This is a genomic window from Leucothrix pacifica (genome assembly GCF_003172875.1).
Taxonomy (GTDB): domain Bacteria; phylum Pseudomonadota; class Gammaproteobacteria; order Thiotrichales; family Thiotrichaceae; genus Leucothrix; species Leucothrix pacifica.
The window spans coordinates 17,142-41,115 of the sequence record NZ_QGKM01000072.1 but is presented as its reverse complement, the minus strand read 5'-3'; the positions used below and the strand labels follow the sequence as shown (position 1 = coordinate 41,115).

18 protein-coding genes are annotated in these 23,974 nt (G+C 48.7%); 9 read left to right on the top strand and 9 right to left on the bottom strand.

Annotated elements, in window-relative coordinates; genetic code table 11:
- Nucleotides 1-376: 376 nt before the first annotated feature.
- Nucleotides 377-2,293 carry a CotH kinase family protein gene (locus DKW60_RS18715; RefSeq protein ID WP_181389789.1) on the top strand — a complete coding sequence of 639 codons (1,917 nt, stop codon included), beginning with the start codon at nt 377-379 and terminating at the stop codon, nt 2,291-2,293.
- Between the two features lie 267 nt (nt 2,294-2,560).
- On the opposite strand, the gene selD is transcribed toward DKW60_RS18715, so the two are convergent.
- Entirely contained in the window at nt 2,561-4,741 is a 2,181-nt protein-coding gene (selD, locus tag DKW60_RS18710; RefSeq protein WP_109839190.1) for a selenide, water dikinase SelD, read from the bottom strand.
- 55 nt (nt 4,742-4,796) lie between these two features.
- Here selD and DKW60_RS23540 point away from each other — a divergent pair, with 55 nt between their 5' ends.
- On the top strand, nt 4,797-5,003 hold the full coding sequence (locus DKW60_RS23540) for a hypothetical protein (RefSeq protein ID WP_146203525.1): 207 nt from the start codon (nt 4,797-4,799) through the stop codon (nt 5,001-5,003).
- Between the two features lie 35 nt (nt 5,004-5,038).
- Here DKW60_RS23540 and DKW60_RS18705 read toward each other — a convergent pair whose 3' ends face one another.
- Both DKW60_RS18705 and DKW60_RS18700 read right to left on the bottom strand, forming a co-directional pair.
- Nucleotides 5,039-5,254 carry a hypothetical protein gene (locus tag DKW60_RS18705; protein WP_109839189.1) on the bottom strand — a complete coding sequence of 72 codons (216 nt, stop codon included), beginning with the start codon at nt 5,252-5,254 and terminating at the stop codon, nt 5,039-5,041.
- Nucleotides 5,255-5,365: 111 nt separating this feature from the next.
- Nucleotides 5,366-5,950, bottom strand: coding sequence for an RICIN domain-containing protein (locus DKW60_RS18700; RefSeq protein ID WP_109839188.1), 585 nt, complete (start codon nt 5,948-5,950; stop codon nt 5,366-5,368).
- 271 nt (nt 5,951-6,221) lie between these two features.
- Between DKW60_RS18700 and DKW60_RS18695 the strand changes: the two genes are divergently transcribed.
- Nucleotides 6,222-7,436, top strand: coding sequence for a helix-turn-helix domain-containing protein (locus tag DKW60_RS18695; protein ID WP_109839187.1), 1,215 nt, complete (start codon nt 6,222-6,224; stop codon nt 7,434-7,436).
- Nucleotides 7,437-7,529: 93 nt separating this feature from the next.
- Here DKW60_RS18695 and DKW60_RS18690 read toward each other — a convergent pair whose 3' ends face one another.
- From DKW60_RS18690 to DKW60_RS18680, 3 genes are all read right to left on the bottom strand, one after another.
- The gene (locus DKW60_RS18690; protein WP_109839186.1) at nt 7,530-8,132 is read right to left on the bottom strand and encodes a class I SAM-dependent DNA methyltransferase; all 603 of its coding nucleotides are present in this window, start codon (nt 8,130-8,132) and stop codon (nt 7,530-7,532) included.
- 143 nt (nt 8,133-8,275) lie between these two features.
- The gene (locus tag DKW60_RS18685) at nt 8,276-9,682 is read right to left on the bottom strand and encodes an ATP-binding protein (protein ID WP_109839185.1); all 1,407 of its coding nucleotides are present in this window, start codon (nt 9,680-9,682) and stop codon (nt 8,276-8,278) included.
- Nucleotides 9,683-9,846: 164 nt separating this feature from the next.
- Complete coding sequence (locus tag DKW60_RS18680; RefSeq protein ID WP_109839184.1) at nt 9,847-14,160, bottom strand: TIR domain-containing protein; 4,314 nt, start codon at nt 14,158-14,160, stop codon at nt 9,847-9,849.
- Nucleotides 14,161-14,289: 129 nt separating this feature from the next.
- Between DKW60_RS18680 and DKW60_RS18675 the strand changes: the two genes are divergently transcribed.
- From DKW60_RS18675 to DKW60_RS18665, 3 genes are all read left to right on the top strand, one after another.
- The gene (locus DKW60_RS18675) at nt 14,290-14,553 is read left to right on the top strand and encodes a type II toxin-antitoxin system ParD family antitoxin (protein ID WP_109839183.1); all 264 of its coding nucleotides are present in this window, start codon (nt 14,290-14,292) and stop codon (nt 14,551-14,553) included.
- A complete protein-coding gene (locus DKW60_RS18670) occupies nt 14,553-14,846 on the top strand; it encodes a type II toxin-antitoxin system RelE/ParE family toxin (RefSeq protein WP_109839182.1) in 294 nt (97 codons plus the stop codon). Before DKW60_RS18675 ends, DKW60_RS18670 begins: the two co-directional genes overlap by 1 nt.
- 300 nt (nt 14,847-15,146) lie before the next feature.
- Nucleotides 15,147-15,572: a GFA family protein gene (locus DKW60_RS18665; protein WP_109839181.1), complete on the top strand. Its 426-nt coding sequence runs from the start codon at nt 15,147-15,149 to the stop codon at nt 15,570-15,572.
- Nucleotides 15,573-15,696: 124 nt separating this feature from the next.
- Here the strand turns inward: DKW60_RS18665 and DKW60_RS18660 are convergent, their stop codons facing one another.
- Entirely contained in the window at nt 15,697-18,243 is a 2,547-nt protein-coding gene (locus DKW60_RS18660; protein WP_109839180.1) for an ABC transporter permease, read from the bottom strand.
- Complete coding sequence (locus tag DKW60_RS18655) at nt 18,227-18,949, bottom strand: ABC transporter ATP-binding protein (RefSeq protein WP_109839179.1); 723 nt, start codon at nt 18,947-18,949, stop codon at nt 18,227-18,229. Before DKW60_RS18655 ends, DKW60_RS18660 begins: the two co-directional genes overlap by 17 nt.
- Nucleotides 18,950-19,164: 215 nt before the next feature.
- Here DKW60_RS18655 and DKW60_RS18650 point away from each other — a divergent pair, with 215 nt between their 5' ends.
- A complete protein-coding gene (locus tag DKW60_RS18650) occupies nt 19,165-20,793 on the top strand; it encodes an endonuclease (protein WP_146203524.1) in 1,629 nt (542 codons plus the stop codon).
- 183 nt (nt 20,794-20,976) lie between these two features.
- Complete coding sequence (locus DKW60_RS18645; RefSeq protein ID WP_109839177.1) at nt 20,977-22,023, top strand: LacI family DNA-binding transcriptional regulator; 1,047 nt, start codon at nt 20,977-20,979, stop codon at nt 22,021-22,023.
- A 74-nt stretch (nt 22,024-22,097) separates the two neighbouring features.
- Here DKW60_RS18645 and DKW60_RS18640 read toward each other — a convergent pair whose 3' ends face one another.
- Entirely contained in the window at nt 22,098-23,000 is a 903-nt protein-coding gene (locus DKW60_RS18640) for an SMP-30/gluconolactonase/LRE family protein (RefSeq protein WP_109839176.1), read from the bottom strand.
- A gap of 633 nt (nt 23,001-23,633) precedes the next feature.
- Here DKW60_RS18640 and DKW60_RS18635 point away from each other — a divergent pair.
- Nucleotides 23,634-23,840 carry a hypothetical protein gene (locus tag DKW60_RS18635; protein WP_109839175.1) on the top strand — a complete coding sequence of 69 codons (207 nt, stop codon included), beginning with the start codon at nt 23,634-23,636 and terminating at the stop codon, nt 23,838-23,840.
- Nucleotides 23,841-23,974 lie beyond the last annotated feature (134 nt).

Genomic DNA, 23,974 nt, shown 5'->3' with positions numbered 1-23,974 from the left:
CAAAAATGATGCACTACTAGCTCAAGAAAGTCTAAGTCTTTCAACAAAAAATACAGAGCAAGTGCGATTAGTGTCCATACCGGAATCAGGTAGTACTTCATGAAATAAGTCAGTGATGATGAGATGGTTTTCATTGATTCTTACCTCCTTATAAATTTCGAGCTATATGTCACAAACCAGCCATTTAACAAACTATTTTAAGTCAATTATACACATAATCACTTGAATAACCCCAACAGTTCGTCTCCATAGAAAACCTACTGACCTTCAACATATCCGAACATTCGTTATTGAATGAGTATCGGCTACTTTCTCCACAATTCCTACACATTGTGCCTGTACTATCTTTTGACAATAACATTAATAGGTACTCTCCATGTTCGGTAAGCCATTCTCCAAACATTCAGCCGATGTGTTCCGAAAAACCATAACATTCATACTCTTAAGCTCGACCATAGTCATTGCTGGTTGTAACAGCAGCAGTAGCACCGGCACATCCGACAGCACCACAACAGAATCCACGGACACAACTGATACAACTGGCTCTACCAGCAGTATCGTGATCAATGAATTCATGGCAGGCAATGACAGCACGCTAGTAACTGACGCAGGCGAGTACGAAGACTGGATCGGACTTAAAAACACCGGCAGCAGCTCGGTTGAGCTGACCGGATGGTGCTTAACTGATGATTCCGAAGACTTATCACAATGGTGCTTCGAGTCAGGCACATTAGCATCCGGTGGTTATATGGTCGTCTTCGCCAGTGGCGATGATGTTAAAACCGGCTCAGAGCTCCACACCAACTTCAAGCTGGGTAAAGACGGTGAATACCTCGCACTAACGGATGCCAGTGGGGATGTGGTCTACGAGTATGCGGATAGTTATCCGGTTCAGTTCGATGACATTGCTTACGGCATCAACTCATCAGGCGAGCTTGTGTACTTCGACACCGCCACTCCCGGTGCGGCCAATATTGACGATGAAGCAGATATTGCAGCCGACGCTGACTTTGTAGCCAGCGACTGGACTGACGAGACTCACAGTAAAGACGTTGATCCCAACTTCGATAAAGTCTTCGACGATACACAAGTGAAGCGTTTGGACTTTGTCGTTACTGCGGAACACTGGCAAAGCATGCTGGACGATATGACCAGTATTTACGGTGAATTCGGACGACGCAGCCAAGGTTCTGGTTTAATCGACAGCGATGAAGACCCGATTTTTGTCCCTGCTGAAGTCTATTACAACGGCACACAATGGTATCGTGTGGGTATCCGCTTCAAGGGTAATTCATCACTCCAAGGCGCATGGCAATCAGGTATTCTCAAACTTTCATTCAAACTGGACTTTGACGAATTCGAAGATGATTATCCACAAATTGATAATCAGCGTTTTTATGGCTTCAAGAAATTCAGCCTGAAAAATAACTACAACGACTCATCGATGTTGCGTGAAAAGGTGGCGGCTGATGTATTCAAAGATGCGGGGGTTCCGGTTTCTCACACCGCTTTCTATACCTTGTATGTGGATCACGGGAATGGGCCTCAGTACTTCGGCTTATACACCTTGGTTGAAGAGGTGGATGGCACAGTAATCGACACTCAGTTCTCTAGTGACGACGGCAACTTGTACAAGCCAGAAGATGGTAGCGCCAACTTCGTTGAAGGCACACTCAACGCCGATGATTTCAAAAAGAAGACCAACGAGGACGACGAAGACTGGTCAGATATTGAAGCATTATTTGCCGCACTCCACGATGACAGCAGAACCAATGATCCAGCGACATGGCGCTCCAATCTTGAAGCAGTTTTTGATGTTCAGGGCTTCCTGAGGTATCTGGCAGTGAACGGTATTATTCAGAACTGGGATACTTACGGCCGCATGATTCACAATTACTATCTCTACAATAATCCTGACAACGGCAAGCTGACCTGGATTCCCTGGGATAATAACGAACCGCTTCAAACCGGTAAGCAAGGCGGTGCGCTGAATCTTGATTTCTCGAATTTAACGGATTCTCAATGGCCATTGATCGCCAAAATTTACGCTGATACCGAGTACAAAGCAGATTACGACGCTTACCTGAGTGAAGTGATTGATGGCGCTTTTGACACCACCACCATGCAGGCAAAGTACGAAACGTATAAAAACATGGTTGAAAGCGATGCCACTACTGAAGAAGACGGCTATAGCTTCCTGAATAATGCCAGTGAATTTTATAGTGAGGTGACGACGCTTAAAGCCCATGCTGCAAGTCGGGCGACTGCGGTGGATAATTATTTGGACGACTAATAGTTATCCGCTACGGGCCTAACGGTCCATAGGTAAGTCATCAGGCACAAGGCAGGTTCAAAAACTTGTCTTGTGCTTTTTTACGCCTACCAATACTCCTCAAGGCCACATCGATCAGCCAGCTCCTCAACCATAGGATGACGGCGAAACTGAAATAGTGAAAAGCGGACTTTGGCCACAAATCATGAAGTTGGTGAGTGATGATGAGATAGTTTCCATGACTAGTCCGTGGCGTAAACACACACCATCATAACTCAATATTCACGCTTACATATCAATCAGAGAGATCAAAGACTCGCCTTCAAGCAAAACACCAACCCTACTTGCCTGATAACCGGCTTCTTGCAACGCCGCCAGCTTCTCATTTGCAGCATCAGCACTCACCGCCGCCAGCAACCCACCAGCCGTTTGCGGATCAAACAATAACGTCTCCCGCCCACTCTTCGGTTCAGTCATATCCATATACGCCGCAACCTTGAAATTATCCGGATACAAGGTCGAATGCACACCCTGCTCCGCTAACTTTTCAGCCCCTGCTAATACCGGAATCGCCGCTAAATCCAACTCAGCACCACAACCCGACGCTTCACAAATCCCCAACAAATGCCCAGCTAAACCAAAGCCCGTCACATCCGTCATAGCATGCGCATCTTGTAAAATCGTTGCCGCCTCTGCTTGGTCCTGCTTCATACCATTTAATGCAGCGATAGTATCCTCGCCTCGTGCTTTCATGGTCATTTCTGCCGCCAGTAATGTGCCGGTACCGATAGGTTTAGTCAGGATCAACACGTCACCCGCCTGCCCGCCAGAGAGTTGAATCGGTTCACGCTCGCTGATGCCCGTAATGGTAAAGCCAATGGTCAGTTCCGACCCCAGCGAGGTGTGACCACCCACAATCTCCGCACCCTGAGCGCCAAACACTTCGGAGGCCGCTGTCATAATATCGCTGAGGTAACGCGCCTGCATATCTGCTGACATGCGCGGCAGAATAATCGTGGATAGCACCGTTTGTGCCTGCGCACCCATCGCCCAGATATCCCCCATGGCATGCACCGCGGCTATGCGCGCCTGCAATGCTACATCTTCGGTAAAGGCGCGTAGATGATCCGTGGTAATCACCTGATACTGCTCGCCGTAGCGCATGATTGCCGCGTCATCTCCGGGTTGGGATAACACATCATCACGACCAGCTTGCGGTAAGGTTTTTAATACCTGCGACAACACATCGCGACCAACTTTCGCACCACAGCCACCGCACATGGGCTTACCATCCGCCAAGACATCCGTAACACCGGAGGCCAGCTCTTTAGGCAGCTTCTCAACGTTCATCGAAGGATATTCATAGAATTTCGCCATGAACGTCTGATCGATCTGATTTTTCCAGCGCCACAACGCCGCACCGGACAGCGTAATGCCAAATTTTTCTGCTAATGCCATCTTACTGCCCAGTGAAATCAGCTTTAGATAATCACTTTGCGGGCGGAACAGGATGAGCTTATTGCCACTTAAGGCAGCGCGCAGGTTGTGCCACAACACGGGCGCAGCGCGCACCGCAAACACACCGGCCTTTGGTCGCGGATTATCCGGCAGATGCGCACAGTCACCGGCAGCAAATATCGTCGGGTCACTGGAACGCAACATTTCATCAACAACGATATAACCCTCATGCAAATCCAAGCCGAGTTCAGATAGCCACGCGTGTGGCCGTGCTCCGGCTGCACCCAAGCTAAATTCAGAAGTGATTGATTCACCACTCTCTAAGCGGATACTGTTGGCGGTCACTTCGGCAACTTTGCTGTCAGGCCTCAAAGTAACGCCATAATCCGCTAATCGTTGTAATAGCTTCGCTTTCGCTCGTGGTGCAACCCCACCCAGGATTTCACCTGCATCAATCAGACTCATCGTTGCCGTCACGCCACGGCTTTGCAGGGCATGCATCATCGCCAGCGTGATCTCCACACCGGCAACCCCACCTCCGATTACCGCCAGACTCGCGTTGTCTTGTACCTGATCCAGATAATGTGGCCAGCGATGGCTTAGAATTTCCAGCGGTTTTACCGGTACGCCGTGCTCAATAAAGCCAGTGATTTCAGGCATTGCCGAATGAATTCCCACATCAACCGAGGCGATATCATAAGCAATCGGCTCACGCTCCGTGACATGAATTAGTTTGGCTTCGCGATCTATACCCGTCGCTTTCCCGATGATCACCCGTGCACCGGCAAACCGCGCTAATCGTACCAGATCAATATCCAGCTCATCACGTGAATAGTGTCCGGCAACAAAGCCCGGCAACATACCGCTGTAAGGTGCTGTCGGTCCCGGATTAATTACGGTGATTCGGGCGCCGGGTAAGGGGTTCATGCCCCATTGACGAAGCACTAAGGCATGGGTGTGCCCGCCACCGATGAGTACGACGTCGCGGGTTAAAGGTATTTGTGAATTCATGGGCGCATTCTACGTTAAACAAGCGGGTATTCTAGTGCTAGACGTATAAATTACTTTGCTCCACATCAAGAGAGGAGAAGGAGAAGGCACAGGCCAGACGGGGTCGTTTATCGCACCACTCCCCGGTTATCACGGTTGGTACTTTATGAACTTAGAAGAAGGTCCGATCAAGATTGAAGTAACGGTCAGCGGATTTTATGACGAGCACAAAGAAATGCACCGGGCGGTAGATGGTAAAGTGATCAATACAGTTGCTTTCTAATAATGGGACTTTTCGCTACCTGAGCATGGTAGCGATCAAAGCCAATCTTCATTGCTGGTTGTGTCTCGCGTATCTTTGACCAACACGAGCACAATCACACAAATCAGTGCCAGTATTGGTATGAATCCGGTAAAAAAAGCGATGCCGGAAATAAGGATTGGGAACTGCGTTTTCCGTTTCCCCATATGGTATCCAAACACGGCCATTACAATGGTCAGAAAAATCAGTCCCGGGTCTAAGCTTATATTCATTGGAAATCCCTTTAGTCGATGACCGCATTTTCTCACGAAAACAAACCCAAGACACTGCCAAACTCTCTGAGTGCTGCCATAAAGACCCACTCAGAGATTGGCTATTCAAACTTAGAAACTAAACAGTGACCAAGTCTGGTACTTCGCATTGTCTTCACTACAAGCTTGTAATGACAAAGGTCGCATCACATGAACAGGCTTCGCGCCTCGTCCTTCACGTTTTTCGGTCGCATTCACCGTCACACATAATTCAGGCTTTGACTTCATCACCAGATTGCCATTCTCTTCCAATGAAAACTGTTGTGTGTCGAGGCTATTATCACAAGACGCCAGTTCGATGGAGGCGTCGGTCTCAACCGCTGAAGCTGTCATGCAGATATCAAAATAGACAATCTTAAACTGCCCCGCTTTTAGCAGTGCCTCATCAAAACTCTGATCTTCCAGCAGACCACCGGTGTAGTCATAGCATGTGTGTGCTTGCATGCCTTTATCCAGAGGCGCATTAGCCCCTTTACCGCCTGCGATATCCAGGCAATAGCCCCGATCTTCATCAATGGTGTCGACCAAGCGGACTTCCACGAGCTTTTGCTCTGCTACCGGCTCTGCCTCCTGAGCGGTTGCTGCCATGACTGGCATTGTGGCTGTCGCAGTGACTAAGCCCAGTGTGATGAGGCTTGTGTGAATTGATTTAGTCATAGTATGTTCCTTATTGTAGTTTCCATTGTATCGATGCAGATTTATTACAACCTGCTTTGCATGCCAAACAGCATGAATTATTCAGGCTTAGCGTCACGCACCAAACGAACCCAGTTATTGATACTCATTAGATAAGCCTCATCACTTGTTAGATGTGTGTATAGCCTATAAGTTTAGGGTCACACCCTTGATGAGTCGTCCAAATGGCGTTATTTGGACTTCCGTTTACTAAAAAAATCATGATTCGCGCTTTAAGGACAGCAACAATTTTATGGAAAACTGGACGTGGGAAATTTGTATCATCGGTCTGGCGCTTACAGCGTTTACCCTGATCAATATTCTGAGTAAATCTTACAAACACCAGTCCGACTGGCTACTGTGCATCTGGTTAGTCCTGCTGAATATTCCGCTGTTTCACACGACCCTCTCTTATCTTGATCATGATGCGCCACGCTTTAACTTAGTTACCAATCCCACGCTCAACCTATTGCATGGTCCAATCCTTTATTTGTACGTACAAACGCTGGTTAGTAATCAAAAAATTAGCTTTGGAAAGTCTGAACTGCTGCACCTCATTCCCTTCGTGGTTTTTTACATCGCATTCATTTCCATGGATCACTCACAGCCTATGCGACCGACACTGGACAACCCGGAGCATGCCTCATCGTTGTTCGCACTGTTGATGGCACGGTTTGGACTCATCAATGGCCTTATCTTTATCGCCTACTCCATTGCCACAATCTTCGCGCTGCGCAAGCACCAAAAGAATATCTCAGGGATCTTCTCGCGCAATGACAATCTGATCAGTTTGAAGTGGTTGTTTGCATTACCCGCAACGTTTGCAGTGCTGGTTATTCTGAATTTTTTGAATGAGGGTATGCTGGACTCAACAGCTGTTATTAAACCACTCACATTCCATATGCTGTCGTTTCTCAGCTTTACGGTTTTGCTGTGTTTCTTTGGGGTCAAACAGAAGCCGGTTTTCTTGTTTCAGCCTGCATTGACTGAGGTTGATATTGCCTTAAAAACAGCGGCAGCAAATGACGGGGAGATAGCAGTTGAAGCACCTGATACGAGTGCTTGTGATATGAGTGATGAAGCCACTGCTCAGCTTATCGAAGACATGCAGGAATATATGCTGCGTGAAAAGCCTTTTCTAAATGCCGACTTTTCGGTGTATACCTTGGCCGATGCAGTCAATACACCGAGGCGAAACCTGTCCCAAGTACTGAATAATGGTCTGTCTAAAAACTTCTATCAGTATGTAAATGAATATCGAATTGAGGAAGTTAAACGCCTGTTAAAAGATCCGGCGCTGGCGAAATCGACGATCCTGGATATTGCTTTTCGCTGCGGCTTTAAATCCAAGTCCAGCTTTAATAGTTTGTTTAAACAACACTGTGAGATGACACCTTCGCAGTACCGTAAGCAGCTTAAACAGCATTCCCCTGTTGATACCTCGCATCATACACCCCCCTCCTCATAAATTTACACAATCTTTAACAATCCACAGTATTTACTGCACATTTGCCCAATAACATAGAGCCAGATTCGGACATGGTCGAGTAAGCGCTGTGGACTACTTCGGAGGATCACGCTGAGCAATTACATAGACATGATTTTGAGGATACTGATCCAGCTCCAAATGTCGCAACGCTAAACCATGTTCCATCAGGCACTGTACATTTTGCTCAATACCAATCGAGCTGTAGTAGAAAGTATCATCATGCCATGTGTCGGTGTGATCTCCCTCACCGTCCCCAAAGCTGTAAATCAACACACCGCCACTGGTCAGTAAGCTACATAATTTCGAGATGACTGGCTTTTGCATGGCAAGCGGTAAGTGAAAAATACTGTCCCAGGCCACAATAAAATCGAAGCGTTCAGAGGTTTCCCACGTGCAAATATCCTGATGAATAAACTGATGCTCCGAGTGATTTTTCCGCGCCAAATGCACCATCTCTTTGGATACATCCAAGCCGGTCACCGAGAATGCGTGTTCTTGTAAAATACGCACAAAGCGACCACCTGCTCCGCAGCCTACATCTAACGCTTTACCGCCCTTTTCTGCCATGGCAATCGCGCGCTTGAATTGCGAAACACCATAGGCAGAATTATGATGACGGTCGTGCCACCATTGGGCGATTTTATCGTACTTGGTGCCAAGTTCTGTGGGGTTCATAAGCCTATACTCGTGCGTATCATATCCGTTGATGTTTTATCAAAAAGACGAACTACGGTTGTATAAATTGGTCTGTGGAATTGGGCCAGCCGATGTACTCTCAGTCGCGACTGCCGATTTCACGTTCAAATCTACTCGCCACCCTACACACTCAGCGTAAACATTTTCACTCCCAGCTCATAAGCATAAGATGCACTTGGCTGATAACGAATATTAACCCCATTAATGTTACCTACCTGGGAAGCCGTTCTAGTCGTAATCAGCACATCTGTTAAACTGTTTTGATTAGCAAACTCTGTCAAACCTTTCACCATTCTAGCATCACCACACGGTAGATCAGACCACTTCACCTCAACACACCATTCAGGCTTTTGGATAGCAGTATTCAGCCACACAATATCAACCTCGCCATTCTTCCAACGCGCATAATGCAGCTTATCTATGTCCTGATCATGAAACCACTGACTAAAAATAGCCGTTTCTGTTAAGGCTCCCATTGCCTCATGATCAGCCGTTACAGGACCAAATAAGGCGGCTCTCATTGAAGGGTTCGTTAGGTAAATTTTGAAGGTAGTTGCTCGTTTAAATTTCTTAGACGTTATATCAACTCGATTAACGATCTTTATTAAAAACGCCGCTTCCAAGTATTCCATGTACTTCTTAATCGTATTTTTTGATACGCCAGAAGATTTTGACAGCGACTCTAGGGTAATCTCATTTCCAGTGTTATAGGCAATAGAGTTAAACAACTTATTCAACTCTTGCACATCATTGATACCATATAAACTTGGCAAATCTCGCAAGAGCACTTTGTCGATAATATCGCTTTTGATATACCGCGAGCTGTCACCTTGAATGAGCTCAGAGAAGACGGCTTCGGGGTAACCTCCATAGTTCAGATAATTCACAAATTCATCATTTAACTCATGAATATCTTTTGCCTGATAACTGAAGGCTTCTTTTTCTTCGACCAGTAAATCAACCTTGCCAATAAACGAAATGTACTCTGCAAACGTTAGAGGTGGCAGCAAAAACTCAGTAAAACGGCCAGCACCTGACTCCCTGCTTTTTAACTTGAGTGCAGCAGCGGCAGACCCTGTCGCGACATATTTATAAGACGGGTAAGAATCAACAAGTGACTTTAAGTGAACTTCCCAGCTCGGCAAATACTGGATTTCATCGAAAATAATAAAAAGCTCATCATCTCTTTTATGAGCAAACTCCTCTTGCAGCATATTGACCAACTGCTCAAGTGATAACCCCGTGTAAATCGGAGTCTCTAGTGGTACATAAAAAATGTTATTGGGCGAGACACCTTCCGCGAGCAACTGGTCGATTGCGTGATAGACCATAACGGTCTTACCAACCCTTCGAGGCCCCATAAGCACTGCGGCTCTATTGATCGAGGTTTCCTTAATAAGCGCATAGAAAGGCGCAAAATAAAAGCGTCTAGGGTAGTTTTTATACCGACGCTCCACACGACCATTTTCCCACCAAGGGTTATCAAAGTGTAGGCGGGAGATTATTGCTTGTTTTGAGATGGTGAGCATTGAAAACCACTAAGATCAAATATTTGATCTTAATCATATCACCATAAGAACTAGAGTCAATTAATTGATCTTAATTGGCAGCCGCGTTGATATTCGTAGTGTTAAAGCCTTTATCCAAGCCTTTGGTGGCTAACTAATCAGTACTAACTCCCCAGTGACCACACTCAACCCAGCCCCTCCAATAGCATTTGAAGCTCCACCGCCAAGTCATACTTCAAATCCTCATCCGCCGCCAACGCCAAATCACGCTCTCCGGCGATAATGGCTTGTAGCTTGTGCAGGAAGTTTTTGTCTTCCTCAGGATTATCAAGCGCATCTGCAATCACCTGCTCAACCTCCGAAGTATCCCCCTGCTGAATCGCCTGCCCCACCGCCAAAACGAAACGTCCCGCCCCCGAATGATTCTCCCCACCATCCCGCCGATACGCCAGATACGTGGCCACCGCCTGCTCCCGTGCCTCGCGGGCAGCCTGTGGATTACCGCTGGCCTGCTCCAGATTGTGCAGAATATACCAGGTCTTCCACGGCTCAGCCGCATGACCATAAGGCTGCTTACACTCAATCGCCCGCAATAACTCCGGACGTGCTTCGTCATAACGTTGTAGTGTGATCAGGGTACCTGCAATATTGCTGCGAGCCATACCTTCAGAGCACAAATCCCCCAAAGCAACATGAATAGCCACTGCCTGCCGGTAAAAACTCACGGCCTGTTCCGGACGCTGCCAGTCATCATAAAGAATACCCAGTTCATTCAAGCTCTTGGCTTCACCCGCTTTATTTCTCTGCTGACTGTTAATCGACAACGACTGCCGATACGCTTGCTCAGCCTGTGTAAAATCACCTACAGCCTTATGTGTCATCCCCATCTGATGCCAAGCCGTTGCCACCGCACCCGAATCATTCAATTGCTGATATATTGTCATTGCTTCTTTATACCCTTCCAGCGCCTCAGAAGTGTTATTTTGCAGTAAACGGGTAGTAGCGAGCGATGCTTTCCCAACAGCAACCTGCAGGGTATCTTCCAGTTTTTCCGACCGTACGATAGCTTCCTCATAAACTGCCACTGCCGCGTCCAACTGCCCTAATGCCAGCAGACAATCACCCTGATCTGCCAAAGCAACTGTAGCCATCCTTGCCCCATCTTCCCCTAGGACTTCAAAACGCTGCTGTGCTTCCTGCAAATAGGGCAAGGCTTGGGCGGCTGCACCACCGGTTTTCAATACCCGCACCAATAGAACGTTTGCCATCGCCAAATCATAATCCGCCCCGGCATACGCCTGTTCCCCGCCCTGCTGACACTGCTCCAATACAGCTTGCGCCGCCTGAAACGCCGCCTGCACATCACCTTGTTGCAACAAGCGCTCAATACTCATGCGTTCATGTTCAAAACGCTGTCGACTCCACTCCCCCAAACCCTGCGCCGCCTGCCCCCGCCATACCACCATCTGCGCCAGTGCCTGTGGTTGATTCAGGTTTGCCAGTAGTTGCTCGACGCGACCAAGCTGATCAGTCACCGCTTCCGCTGTCACCTGTCCGGCCTGTAAATCCGTCATCAGACTTTGCAGATACGCCATCAGATTGGGCAGTTCCTGTTGTGTGAGACTGAACGACAGTTTGGTATCTTTGAATATTTGTTGATACAGAAACCCCACCAACTGCCCCATCACGTCCCGCCAACGCGCCAGATAAGCCGCCCGCTGTTCATCCGTCAGGCCCAAATCCAGATAGGCCGCCAAGGCCGGATCAAAGCGCACATAACCATATTCACCCACCGTCTGCGCCAGCCCGACCTGTATCAGATCCATGCCAATCGTCCGCGCATGGTCAGTATCTACGTCCAGCACATAAGCCAAGGCTTCAAGCTTTCCACCATCCTGAAACACCGCCAATCCAGCAATCTGCTCCCGCACTTCCGACGATAAACGCTGTAATGACAGTTCCACACTGGCAAACAAGGAATTCTCCCGCTGCCCCGGATGTTCCGCCTCCAGCCGCTGCATAATCCCGCGAATAGTCCCCGTGGTCGCCGTCACGCCATGCAACGCCAGCTCCCGCGCCAATAACACCAGCGCCCGCGCATGACAGCCCACCGACTGCACCAGTGCTTCCACTTCCTGCGGGGTGTTGCCCTGATCATCATGACGCAGGTTCAACCCCTGATGATTCATCACCTGCATCACTAGCGCTTTGGCATCCTGCGGAGCGAGTGCGCCGAGCAGGATTTCGCGTTTTTTGTGATTGAAGGGTTTGGGTAGAGATTCACGGGTGGTGAACAGGAGTTTAGCCCCTGCAAGCCCTTCCAATACCCCAAAAATCCCCGCCAGATTCTCCTCAAGCGCCGCCGCCAATAACGACTCCACATTATCCACCACAATCAGCACTCGTTCATTCTCCAGCACCCGCCGGATTGCCTGTAAGGCCTGCTCAATATCACTACTGTATTCCGCCGCCAGATTATGCTGCGGGTTGAGCAATTGCTTCAGCAACACCTCCACCACCGCGCCTGCGTGGGTGTATTCCTCCACACTGACAAAGGCACACCGGTCAAAGCGCCGACTCCGCACCAGCCACTGCGCCAGCTCCACCGCCACCGTGGTTTTCCCTGCGCCGCCCTGACCCCGGATCACCGCATACGATTGGTGTTCCAGTAAGCGTTCCAGCTGCAATAACTCACGGCTACGACCAACAAAGTCATACTCATGTTTGCCCAGCCAGCCCAAACGGCTCTGCTGTTGCTGCGCCTGCATCTGTTGCGCGGTGGCCGACGGAATCCGCTCGAATAACTGCGGGTCGTGCTGTTCCTTATACAAAATCGGCACAAACCAATCCTGTAAATGCAACTCACCCGCTCCCGCAATCTGACCACGTTGGGTATCACGCATTAACACCCGCTGCCCCGCCAACATCGCCGCACCGACCCGCTGCCCCTGTGCCAGTGCCTGATAAAATTCGGTAACAAAGCGCCGCGCCGTCTCCACCAACACGCTATGCGTCATCGCCACCACCGAAGTCACACCCTCTTCCAACAAACTCGCCGCCACCGACGCATTCGGATCAGCCTCAGCTTGTGCGGTCTGACAAACCTCCAGAAACACCAGCGGCACACGGAAATCCTTCAATAACTTCGCCAAGGTATCCGCATGCACCAAGTCATTGCGCCGCCCCTCCAGCGCCTTGCTATCCTGCGGATTTTCGAAACACAAAGCCCCCAAACCATGCTCTCGGTCATATATGCCATGTCCATCAAAATGCAGCACATCATAAGCCTGCCCAGCATCACGAGCGCGGTGCAGAGCCTGTTCCAATGCGCCCAAGGTCGGTGGACTTAATACCGTCAACTGCACCAAATCCCCCAACGACTCCACCGCCTGCACCAACGGCAAAGCACTGACGCGATGATCGATATAACTCACGCCTTGTTCTTCCGGACGCGGACTCACTAACAAAATACAGATTGGCAGCTCGGTAACACGAGGCAACTGCTGTTTAAAGTTCGGTAAGCGACGACGAATGCCCACCGGATTAGCTCCCTCACTCAGATACGCCTCATCGTATAACAACTCCCACGGCAGGCTCTGCAAACGGCTGGCCGCTTCATTGGCGTTGGCCTGTGCGTCCTTACCCTCTGCCAAGGTCGTCGCCTCCACCTGTACCGAAAAACGCCGCTCCACACCATCCCGCACCTGCTTCCAAGCGTTCAGTGGTGCCTGACACACCGTATTCCCAAGGCTACCCGCAAACAGTGCCGCGCCCCACTGCGCTAACTGCCCCTCGGTACGCTCTGCCCGCTCACGAAACAAACCCACCGGCCAGCGGTAATACTCCTCCAGATACCAATGCAACTCATCCTGTTCAATTTGCCCGATGGGTGCAGTGAAACGAAACGGACGACTTTTTACCTCCCGCTCAACCGCCATATCCGCCGGAAGATAACTTAATTCAGCACGGGCACTCAGCTGTTCCGCGCCGTGCTCATCCCGGCTTAACGTGGGTTCGGATAATTCCAGTAATAGCTCGGCGACGGGTTTATTGGCGACCTGTTGTTCGGAAGGTAAATCATGATCAGGAGCACGCAGCCCCAAAGCAGCCAGAATATGTGGTAGCTTTTCATCCAGCTTGCCGACATCCAGTTCAATCTTTTCCGCTACCGGTTCCTCATCAAACCACATACCCAGCGCGGTGACTTCAATGCCCGGCAATAACAACGGGATGACCTTATGGCCATTGGCCTCTGCGAACTGAATTTCCTTGCGTACCCACGGTGAGTTGATAGTACGCGGGCTGAGCACCGCAATGACATGGCCGGAGTCTTTAATCGCCTGCTCAATGTCAGCCTCCAGCTTACTGCCGCCGCGCAACTGCTGTGAGTCCACCCAAACGCTAATACCGTGTAGCTCCAGCTTGATGCGTAACTCTTTAACAAAGTCATCATCGGCTGAGGTATGGGAAATAAAAACGTGTTGGGAGTTTGAGGTCATAACCGGCCCTGTTTGTTGAGGTTTTCAGCATTATAGCAGGGATGGGTGGTATGTTGGTTGAGCAATGCTTTATCTAAAATACCATTCAATGGTATATTTAAGTTATTCACTTAAACAGAGGTTAAAGCGATGAGCAAAAATACATCTATCATTCTTAGTGGGGATCTGGAAAATTTTGTGCAGTCACAAATTGAGTCTGGCTATTACGGCTCAGTCAGTGACGTAATCCGTGCAGGTTTGCGCCTACTGGAAGAACAAAGCTTTAAACTGGCTAAGTTGCGTGAAGAGTTAAGTAAAGGCGAAGTAGGTGAAGGTGTTTCTTTAGATGATTATAAAGCCCAGTTTGCTGAAAAGCGCAGTAAGTATCTTGCACAGCAGGGCAGTGAGGAATAATGCAAATAGAGCTGTCACCAGCTGCGGCAACCGATCTGGATGAAATTTGGTTCTACGGTGCTGAACGATGGAGTGTTAAACAAGCTAACCAATATCAGGATAAGCTTTTAGACATGATGCAGTTTCTGGCAAACCACCCCGAGCTTGGTAAAGACCGCTCTGACATCAAATCAGGCTACAGAAGCTATGTAGTTGGGTCTCATATTGTGTTTTTCTGGGAAATAGACGATGTGTTGTGGGTGATCAGAGTACTTCATCAACGTATGGATTATATGAGGCACTTAGTGAATTAAGTGCCCGCCATTCTTCTTTTGAATAAGGGGATCAGTCTACAGTGTTACCCAAATCGAATTCGCCTTAGACGAACGCACACAGGAATCAATAAACCGTATCCCCATAAATATTAGCCCCCTCCAGATACCCTTCAGTATGCCCCGCCGGCATATTGCGTGCGATGGTAGTTAAGGCTGACAATGGTGGAGCAATGGCGACGCTATGAAGGGAATGAAAGAGTATCTGATTAGCAGATCTCAAGCACCGTATAGTGCTCTCATGTATAGTCAATGACTACCGTTAATCGATTGGAGGAAGTAATGTCAGAAGAATCATTTGCAACAGGCGGCTGCCTGTGCGGAAAAGTCCAATACACCCTCAGCAATGAACCCGTCAGGATGGCGCAATGCCACTGTGATCATTGTCGTCGCTCCACAGGCACAGGCCATATATCCCTGGCCTTCTTCAAAAAAGATGACTTCGAAGTAACAGGTGAAACCAGTCATTACACAACGACTGCGGATGATGGAGCACAATTAACGCGCCATTTCTGCCCTGAGTGTGGCAGCCGATTGTATGGCACAAATAGTTCAGCGCCTCCCATCGTCTCAATTGCTGTAGGCTGTGTTGATGATAGTTCGTGGTTCAAGCCACACGTCATTGTTTATAACAAACATAAGCCTGTGTGGGATCATATGGATACGAGTGTACCCACCTTTGAAGAAATGCCGCCTGCGCCTAAATAGGACTGTGCACTTTTTAATTTAGCAACAGATTAAGTGTCTGCATTAAAAATAATAAAAAGCCTCAGAAGTGATCATGTTTAACTATCACTTCTGAGGTTCTGATCCAACAGGCACGGCCTTATGCCTACCCTAAATTCCGCAACAACAACGCAGGCTTCACACTCATCCGACGATGTAAATACTGCGCTCCAACCACCAGCGTTGATACACTCACCACTAATGCAGTCAGCAAACCAACCCACACCAAATCCGTCGAGGGCAGTTTCATCCGCCACTCCAGCAGTGGTATGGCAATCGCCGAGCCAAGTAAGACCGCAAATAAAGCCGTCACCAGCGCGATTAGCAGGAATTCCAGATACAGACTTTTACGTACCTCAGACAAACGCACACCCAGCGCATTCAGTACGGAAGCTTCGTAAACCTGCCGCACCCGACTCGCCGCGATCACACTAAATAGCACCAGCAAGCTGGCAAGGAAACTAATCACAGCGACCACCAACAAACCACTGGTGGCCTGCCCCAGCAAGTCACGTGCACTAGCCAGAATCCGCGCGGTGCGCACGGTCACCACATTAGCAGCAACATCGGCAATGCTTCTTTGTGCTTTCAAAGCCAGATCATCATCCATCCATGCCGCGCCAACATAACGCTCCGGTGTGTCACCAAACACACCGTCGGCCACAATACCTTCAAACCAAAAACGGGTTTGAACCCCTTTTTGTCGGTGAATCGCAGTGATCATGAATTCCATCGTGGAGCCAGCAACGGCGTAACTGATGCGGTCACCGATATTAATCCCGATACGGCGAGCTTCGCGATCTTCCAGTGACATGCCAGGAATGCTTTGATCTTCACCGTCATTCCACCAGCTGCCCTCTACCAACTCAATCCCATCGACATTGCCACCGCGATAACTGAGTTTGTGATCGTCATTCAAGCTGTCACGCAGGTCATCTTCTCGTTCAGAGCCTGGCTCTGCATCCGCTATTAAGTCCGCTACCGTCTCACCATTCACCGCAACAATACGCCCTTGTACCAGAGGCGCTAACTCTGCTCTGGCCTGAGGTGAAGTGGTAGTCAGTGCATTTTCAACATCCTTAACCTGATCGGGACTGATGTCATACAGCACCAAGGCGGGCGCTTCCTGAGGAATCGTTGCCTGAATCGTACGTTGCAGCGAAACCACCACCAAAGTACAAATCACCAGCAATGTCAGCGCAGAGCCAAGCGATAACAAAGAACTGCGTAGTGGCGCAGCAGGACGGTGCAAATTAGCCAGTGCTAACCGGAAGGCTATGCCTGTGCGTAAGCCCTCTGTGTTTTCCAGACGTTTAGCACCTCTTCTAATGAAGCGCAGTGTAATTTCTAATAGTCCCAACATCAGTGCGACCACCAGAATAAAACCCGCCCCAAACACTAAAGACGGCACACTAATCAGTACCAAGGCGATGATGCCCACAGCACAAACTGCCGTTGCGATTGCCCAATTACGCGGCACACTTAAGGCACTGTTGGCAGCATCACGAAACAGGCTTGCAGGCGACACTGAAAGGGCCGTGCCAATGGCTGGCAGCGCAAAGCAAAACGCGGTTAATAAACCGAAAATAACGGCACTAATGAATGGCGCAGGCAAGGCTGCAAAAGTGGTGCTAATCGGTAATTCTGCGGCCACTGCTGTACTACCTAACAAGGCTAATGCCATACCAAGGAAGCCACCTAATAAACTCGCCGCACCTCCCATAATACCGACCTGTAACAAGTAAACAGTGGCGATACGTCCATTGCGTAGTCCCAGTGAACGCAAGGTGGCAATGGTTTTTAGCTTGCTCTGCAAATAAGACTGAATACTGCTGAATACACCCAAGCCGCCAATAAACAGCGTACTAAAACCGATAATCAACAAGCCTGACGCGATCTGTCCAATCCGTTCAGAAATACGCTGACTGCGGTCTTCAAAAGTGCGGACCTCCCAACCACGGTCTGGGAACTGCTGGTAAAACTCAGTTTTCCAGTCGGCAGTCGGTTGTTCTGTCGCAACGCGGTAGTCGTACTCAACCCGCGAACCCGGTCTGATTAGCTGGGCATCACGAATTGCTTGCGGAGAAATCAACACCGGCGAGCCACGCCAGTCTGCAGTGAGATTGCGGTCAGGCTGTTTCATAATCAGCGCGCGCACTTCCATTTGCAGACTGCCGATAGACACCACATCACCCGCTTTCAAGTCGTAACGTACTGCCAGCGAATGATCAATCGCCACACCCCAGCGATCATTTTGCTGACTGATCAGCTCACTTAAGGGTTTCGCTGGATCAAGTTGCAAGCTGCCATACAACGGGTAGAAATCATCAACACTTTGTAATTCGACCAGAACAAAATCATCGTTTGGCGTACCCAGCATGGTGCGCAATTCGATCAGTTGCGAGACTTTGCCGCGTGCCGACATCCATTGCAATGCCTCATCGGGTAAAGGTTCCGGCCTGCTCGAACTCACCTGTAGGTCACCACCTAACAACTGGCGTGTGTCTGCTAATAAACCATCACCCACCAAACGGTACATACTGCCACTAGCCGAGACCAGCGTGACACCGAGCACCAAACAGGCGCAGAATATCCACAATGAACGACCACTGGCGCGTAGGTCTCGCCAGGCTAGACTAAGCAGAAATCGCATGAGGCGCGTCCTCCACTAATTTGCCTTGATGCAGACGAAATACACGCTGGCACTGCGCTGCGATGGATTCATCGTGTGTCACCAGAATCATGGTCGAACCACTTTCGCGATTCAAACCAAACAGTAGTTCGATGATGCGCTCACCGGTTTTGGCATCCAGATTACCCGTTGGCTCATCGGCTAATAACAGGTGTGGCTTGTGTACCAGAGCACGGGCAATGGCAACCCGCTGCTGCTCACCACCGGATAACTGCGGCGGATAATGCCCCGCTCGCTCTGCCAGACCAACACGCTCCAACATCTCCAGAGCAACCTTGCGGGCATTATCGCGTCCGGCAATTTCCAGCGGCAACATGACATTCCCCAAAGCTGTTAAACTGGGCACTAAGTGGAATGACTGAAATACAATACCTAAACTATCACGACGCAGATCTGCTAATGCATCTGAATCCAAGCTAGCGAGATCTTTATCATCCAACAAGATAGCGCCACCGGTGGGTTGCTCCAGACCGGCCAGAAGCAATAACAATGAGGTTTTACCTGAGCCGGACGGGCCTAAAATAGCCACGCTCTCACCTTGCTGAAGCGTCAGGTCAACATCGACCAATACATCCAGTCTGGACTCCTGCATTTCGTAGGAAAAACTAAGTTTCCGAAGGTCTACTATGGGGTTTGAATCTGTGTCGTGTGTCGGGGTTGAAGTCATTGTTATATTATCTCTGGCAGCTAAATTAATTAGGTCAGGTCTGGTTAGATTATTGTGATTTTAGAATCTTACATCAAAGCGTGTAGCTAACAATAAAAGCTTTTGGTCATAAGGGAATCCACTAAAGAAAACACATCGACAACTTAACGCCCCACTTTGTAATTAAATGCCACTGGGTTAAAGTAACGGCACTCAATAAACCCTGTGAAAACCCAGTGTCTTACCCCAAAAGATTCACCAAAGCGGCAAGTATCTGCTGCTTATGGCTATGCCTGTTTAGCACCAACACCCAAGCCGAAGACTACCCCGTCATGACCTTATTCAAAGAGTCTGACAGCGGTGTATTTCATGACTTAGCTTCCGGCAAACTACTAAAAACCATCACCGATCAACAGCGCACGGTGTATCTGGAGCAGGATGGCGACATCTTTGAGGAAGACGTGGCCACATTGGATGATCAACAGTTCGGCTTACAAAGCACGTACTCCTTCAGCCGATCAAAACGACTGCTAGGAACAGAGGTTTACACGGATCACTTACTGGCCTTCTACAGCGGCTGCCGTTATCGCTTATATCAGAAGAAATTCATCCCAGTGAAAAGCAGCTGCGGCTTTAGCTATCGCAAAAACAAAGCGCGTTCAGAGCGCATCGAGTGGGAACATATTGTGCCTGCCTGGCACTTCGGGCATCAACTGCGCTGCTGGCAAGACGGTGGTCGACTTCACTGTCGCAATAACAATGAGAAGTTCCGAGAGATGGAAGCAGATATGCACAATTTGGTACCTGCAATTGGTGAGATCAACGGTGATCGCAGCAATTACAAATACAGCATGATTGCCAATGAGCCACGCCTGTACGGCAGTACGGTGAATATGGAGGTGGCGTTTAAATCCAGCACAGCAGAGCCGCCTGAAAATGTGATGGGTGATATTGCCCGTGCTTATTTTTATATGACGGATCAGTACCAGCTACAGATCAGTGATCAACAGAAAAAGCTGTTTATTGCCTGGAATAATATGGACCCTGTCGACGACTGGGAACGTGAGAAAAACCAGCGGGTGAAGGCGCTGCAAAATACTGAAAATAAATACATCACTCATTACAAAAAACTACAGCAAAATGAGGTGGTCACCAGCTCGCCAGACACTGACTTTGACAGTATCACTCGTTCATTGCGCGAACGTTTTAATTTCCTGTTTGATTACCTACCAGTGCAAATTGCCGAGGTAGTGATTCTGCTAGGTGCGGCTTATTTGTTTTGGCGAAACCGTCGTAAGAAGAAAGCTGAGCAAGAAGATGCAGCGGGTGATACGGCGGACGGTAAGGGAAACGCTGCGGACAATCAGGCTACTGAGACCACATCGACACCAAAGAACAATCCGTCACCCACACAAGACAGCGACCCCGAATACGTCAAAATTCGTTCCGCTATGAATCAGTATGTGTTGTCTATCGAAGACGACGGTCAGCTGGTGGTCGAAAAAAGCAGCCGCGCACATGCCCAGCGTTGGCAACTGATTCCCAGTAATAAAACCGAGGGCTATGTGTTTATTCAGCACCTTGACACCAACAAGGTTTTGGCCGTTGAAAATGGCCTGAAAAAAGATGATGCACCGGTGATACTGGAGGAGAAAAAACGAGTCTCGAACAACCACCAGGAGTGGAAGTTAGTCCCGACTGCAGCTGATGAAAATCTGGTGTTTATTCAAAACAGGGAAACAGAGTTAGTGCTGGATATTAGCCATAACAAGTCACATAGCGGAGCTGCAGTGGCTACGCACCGCCGAAAGTCACGAAACACGGACAATCAATGCTGGGGTGATAAACTCACCCCAATGACGTAGTGCGTATCGTGTTTGTACCTGTGCGAGCACTGGCCTAGCGCTTTGTCACGGCCTCCCTCAACATTAATGAAATTATGAAACACACCTGACCACTTCCGAGCAATACAGCCATAAACAATTATTTCATTTACTATTAAATAGTCTGTTTTTATACTCAGGCGACATTCCACAAAAAGCTATCTAATGACAAAAAACAGCACGCCAACCATGAATGATGTAGCCCGTGTAGCTGGGGTTTCTTCCATGACGGTATCACGTGCATTTAAGGCTAATTCCTCAGTTTCTGAGACCACTCGCCAACGCATACTGGACGCTGCCGATCAGCTCGGTTACGTACTAGACAGCACTGCAGCGGGCTTATCCACGCGTAAAACAGGCTTTGTTGCCGTCATTATTCCCTCTATCAATAACGCCAATTTTGCCTTGACCATCAGCGCGCTCAATGAGCATTTGAGTAACAGCGGCTTGCAGGTATTACTGGGTTACTCTGACTACGATATGGAAGAGGAAGAGCGCATTGTGAAGGCGTTTTTAAGGCGCAGACCCGAGGCGATTGTGGTTACAGGAGGCGTGCATACAGAGTCTTGCCGACGCTATCTTGCCGCCAGTGGTGTTCCGGTGATTGAGACCTGGGATCTTCCTGCGTCACCGATCAACCACGCGGTTGGCTTTTCCAATGCACGCGCTGGACGCATCATGGCTAGACACCTTGTCGGGCAGGGTTACAAAAAGATTGGCTTCATTGGTGGAAACGTCGAACGGGATCGCCGTGGTGCTGACCGACGACATGGTTTTGAGGAAGAAGTCCGGGCGCAAGGTCTTAGTACTGAACGGTTCTGGGAGTCCAATGAGGCAATCATCACCATGGAAGCCGGACGCAATGCGATGTCGGGTTTGTTGGAGAAATTCCCCGACACTGAAGCAGTGATGTGTGCCTCCGACGTATCCGCTTTTGGGGCAATGATGGCCTGTCATCGGGCGGGCTTGCGTGTGCCGGAAGATATCGCTATCGCAGGTTTTGGCGCTTATGACATTTCCGCCAACTGCTTCCCTGAAATCACCTCTATTGATGTGGGCGCTTATGATATCGGCGTAGAAACGGCCAAATTGATCTTAATGGAATTAGCCGGTGACAGCCGCAAGCTGGCAAATAACAGCACCGCCACGGATAACTCACGCTGCATTGAAATGCCCATCACACTACTTCCCAGACTGAGTACTGGCGAGTAAGTGAACCCCTCGGGCAGTACCCAACTCAGAACTATAGAGAATAGCGCTTTACGCTGACTTGCTGCGAAGATTCCCTATGGTTGTTGAATGCCGCGTCGATTGAGTGTGACGGTGTAAAGCGACTGAGTGGCGGTGATAAATAGCTGATGTTTAGCGCGTCCACCAAAGCACACATTGGAAACTAATTCCGGTACTAAGATTTTCCCCATCAACTCGCCTTCAGGACTAATACAATGCACCCCATCTGCCGCCGATGACCAGATATTGCCATCCTGATCCAGCCGAAAACCATCCGCGCAACCGGGGTTAATGGTATGAAATACACTGCCCTCTTGTAGTGTTGCGTCGTCATTGACCGGCATCACGCGGATATGACGTTGCGCATGCTCATCAAACATTGCACCGGTATCGGAGATATACAAAAGACTTTCATCCGCACTAAAGGCCAAACCATTGGGGCATGCAAAGTCAGTGGCAACGGCTTTGATTTCACCGCTGTCAGGGGCTACCCGATACACATTGCAGGGCAGTTCTTGCTCTGCCTGAAAACCTTCGTAATTGGTCATGATGCCGTAATGAGGATCAGTAAACCAAATCGACCCATCGGAGTGAACCACTACGTCGTTGGGGGAATTCAGACGCTTCCCCTCATAACTATCAGCGATGACAGTAATAGAGCCATCCAACTCAGTACGGGTGACGCGACGCCTGCCATGCTCGCAGGAGATTAACCGCCCCTCTCTGTCTCGTGTGTGACCATTGGCATAACTAGACGGCTCGCGATACACCGAGATGCCAACGTTTGGCGTCCAACGCATAATGCGATTATTGGGAATATCAGAAAACAACAGGCAGTTGGCATCGCCAAACCACACCGGCCCTTCCACCCAGTCATACCCTGTGGCGAGTTGTTTAACCGGTGCATTGCCGATGACATAGCGGTTGAAACGCGGGTCAATGACCTCGAAAAATGACATGCCTTCTCCTTTTCGCAGCTGCTGTTTTGCAAACTATACTCAAAAAATACCGCATGCCTATCAATTTAAGCACTCAGGCAAGATGTAAACTAACCGAGGAATTTAGTGAAGAGTGTCATCGTGGAATAGGACCCATAAAAAAACCACCGCATCCATGCGGTGGTTTATGTGTGCGGTTTACAGGATATTGGGGGAAACCTGCATTTTCGCGACACTCTCGTAACTACCCGGGCTAAGGCGTTACGATCTTATTCACTGCTCGGGCTAAAGCAGTGTTATGAAGGAGATTTTTATAGTTAATTCTTGCATCTCTCTAACTTATTTTAGTAAATATAGCATAGCAAAACTCAGATATCATTAAGCTAGCGTTCATTTTTAATGATAATATTTTATGGTATGTAATAGAATTTAAGCCTAATGGGCTTTAAATCAATTGAAATACCGTTAATTCCAAAGAACAGACCTCTAAACCATTTCTAGTCACGATTCTCCACTTAACACACTACCCTTATCATGTAACTCAAAAGAAAAATAAGTGTCATCCAATGCTTATAATTCATATTATGTTCATTTTTTATTCATATTTGCAGTGCTATAAATATAACCACTCCTAACAACGCTAGAGGTCAGACCATGATTGACGTATTAGCAGCTAATAAACAGGCGCTTGAAACAGAATTACAGGAACGTATCCAGACATTTTTTCAGGTAAACAACAAGAAACCTAACACAGTCTCGATCGAAATGAAGCTCAGCAAAACTGAACAGGTAAATGGCTCATCGACGATTAAAATCCTGGTCAAAGACAAATGTACAGACCAAACATTGATAACTGTCTAGAAGACATAACCGCTTCCCTTAAGCGAATTATTTTCACAACCACAGATCGGAAAATAATTTGTGTACCACCCCACCGCCAGCTCTCTGGCGGTTTTTATTTCTGACAACCTTATATAACCCAGTTGGTATTGTAC

Coding starts and splice junctions, on each gene's coding strand:
- DKW60_RS18690 (WP_109839186.1), bottom strand. CDS start 8,132: ATGAACCCCACAGAACTTGGCACCAAGTACGATAAAATCGCCCAATGG.
- selD (WP_109839190.1), bottom strand. CDS start 4,741: ATGAATTCACAAATACCTTTAACCCGCGACGTCGTACTCATCGGTGGC.
- DKW60_RS18695 (WP_109839187.1), top strand. CDS start 6,222: ATGGAAAACTGGACGTGGGAAATTTGTATCATCGGTCTGGCGCTTACA.
- DKW60_RS18715 (WP_181389789.1), top strand. CDS start 377: ATGTTCGGTAAGCCATTCTCCAAACATTCAGCCGATGTGTTCCGAAAA.
- DKW60_RS18700 (WP_109839188.1), bottom strand. CDS start 5,950: ATGACTAAATCAATTCACACAAGCCTCATCACACTGGGCTTAGTCACT.
- DKW60_RS18655 (WP_109839179.1), bottom strand. CDS start 18,949: ATGACTTCAACCCCGACACACGACACAGATTCAAACCCCATAGTAGAC.
- DKW60_RS18680 (WP_109839184.1), bottom strand. CDS start 14,160: ATGACCTCAAACTCCCAACACGTTTTTATTTCCCATACCTCAGCCGAT.
- DKW60_RS18665 (WP_109839181.1), top strand. CDS start 15,147: ATGTCAGAAGAATCATTTGCAACAGGCGGCTGCCTGTGCGGAAAAGTC.
- DKW60_RS18635 (WP_109839175.1), top strand. CDS start 23,634: ATGATTGACGTATTAGCAGCTAATAAACAGGCGCTTGAAACAGAATTA.
- DKW60_RS18660 (WP_109839180.1), bottom strand. CDS start 18,243: ATGCGATTTCTGCTTAGTCTAGCCTGGCGAGACCTACGCGCCAGTGGT.
- DKW60_RS18705 (WP_109839189.1), bottom strand. CDS start 5,254: ATGAATATAAGCTTAGACCCGGGACTGATTTTTCTGACCATTGTAATG.
- DKW60_RS18670 (WP_109839182.1), top strand. CDS start 14,553: ATGCAAATAGAGCTGTCACCAGCTGCGGCAACCGATCTGGATGAAATT.
- DKW60_RS18645 (WP_109839177.1), top strand. CDS start 20,977: ATGACAAAAAACAGCACGCCAACCATGAATGATGTAGCCCGTGTAGCT.
- DKW60_RS18685 (WP_109839185.1), bottom strand. CDS start 9,682: ATGCTCACCATCTCAAAACAAGCAATAATCTCCCGCCTACACTTTGAT.
- DKW60_RS18675 (WP_109839183.1), top strand. CDS start 14,290: ATGAGCAAAAATACATCTATCATTCTTAGTGGGGATCTGGAAAATTTT.
- DKW60_RS18640 (WP_109839176.1), bottom strand. CDS start 23,000: ATGTCATTTTTCGAGGTCATTGACCCGCGTTTCAACCGCTATGTCATC.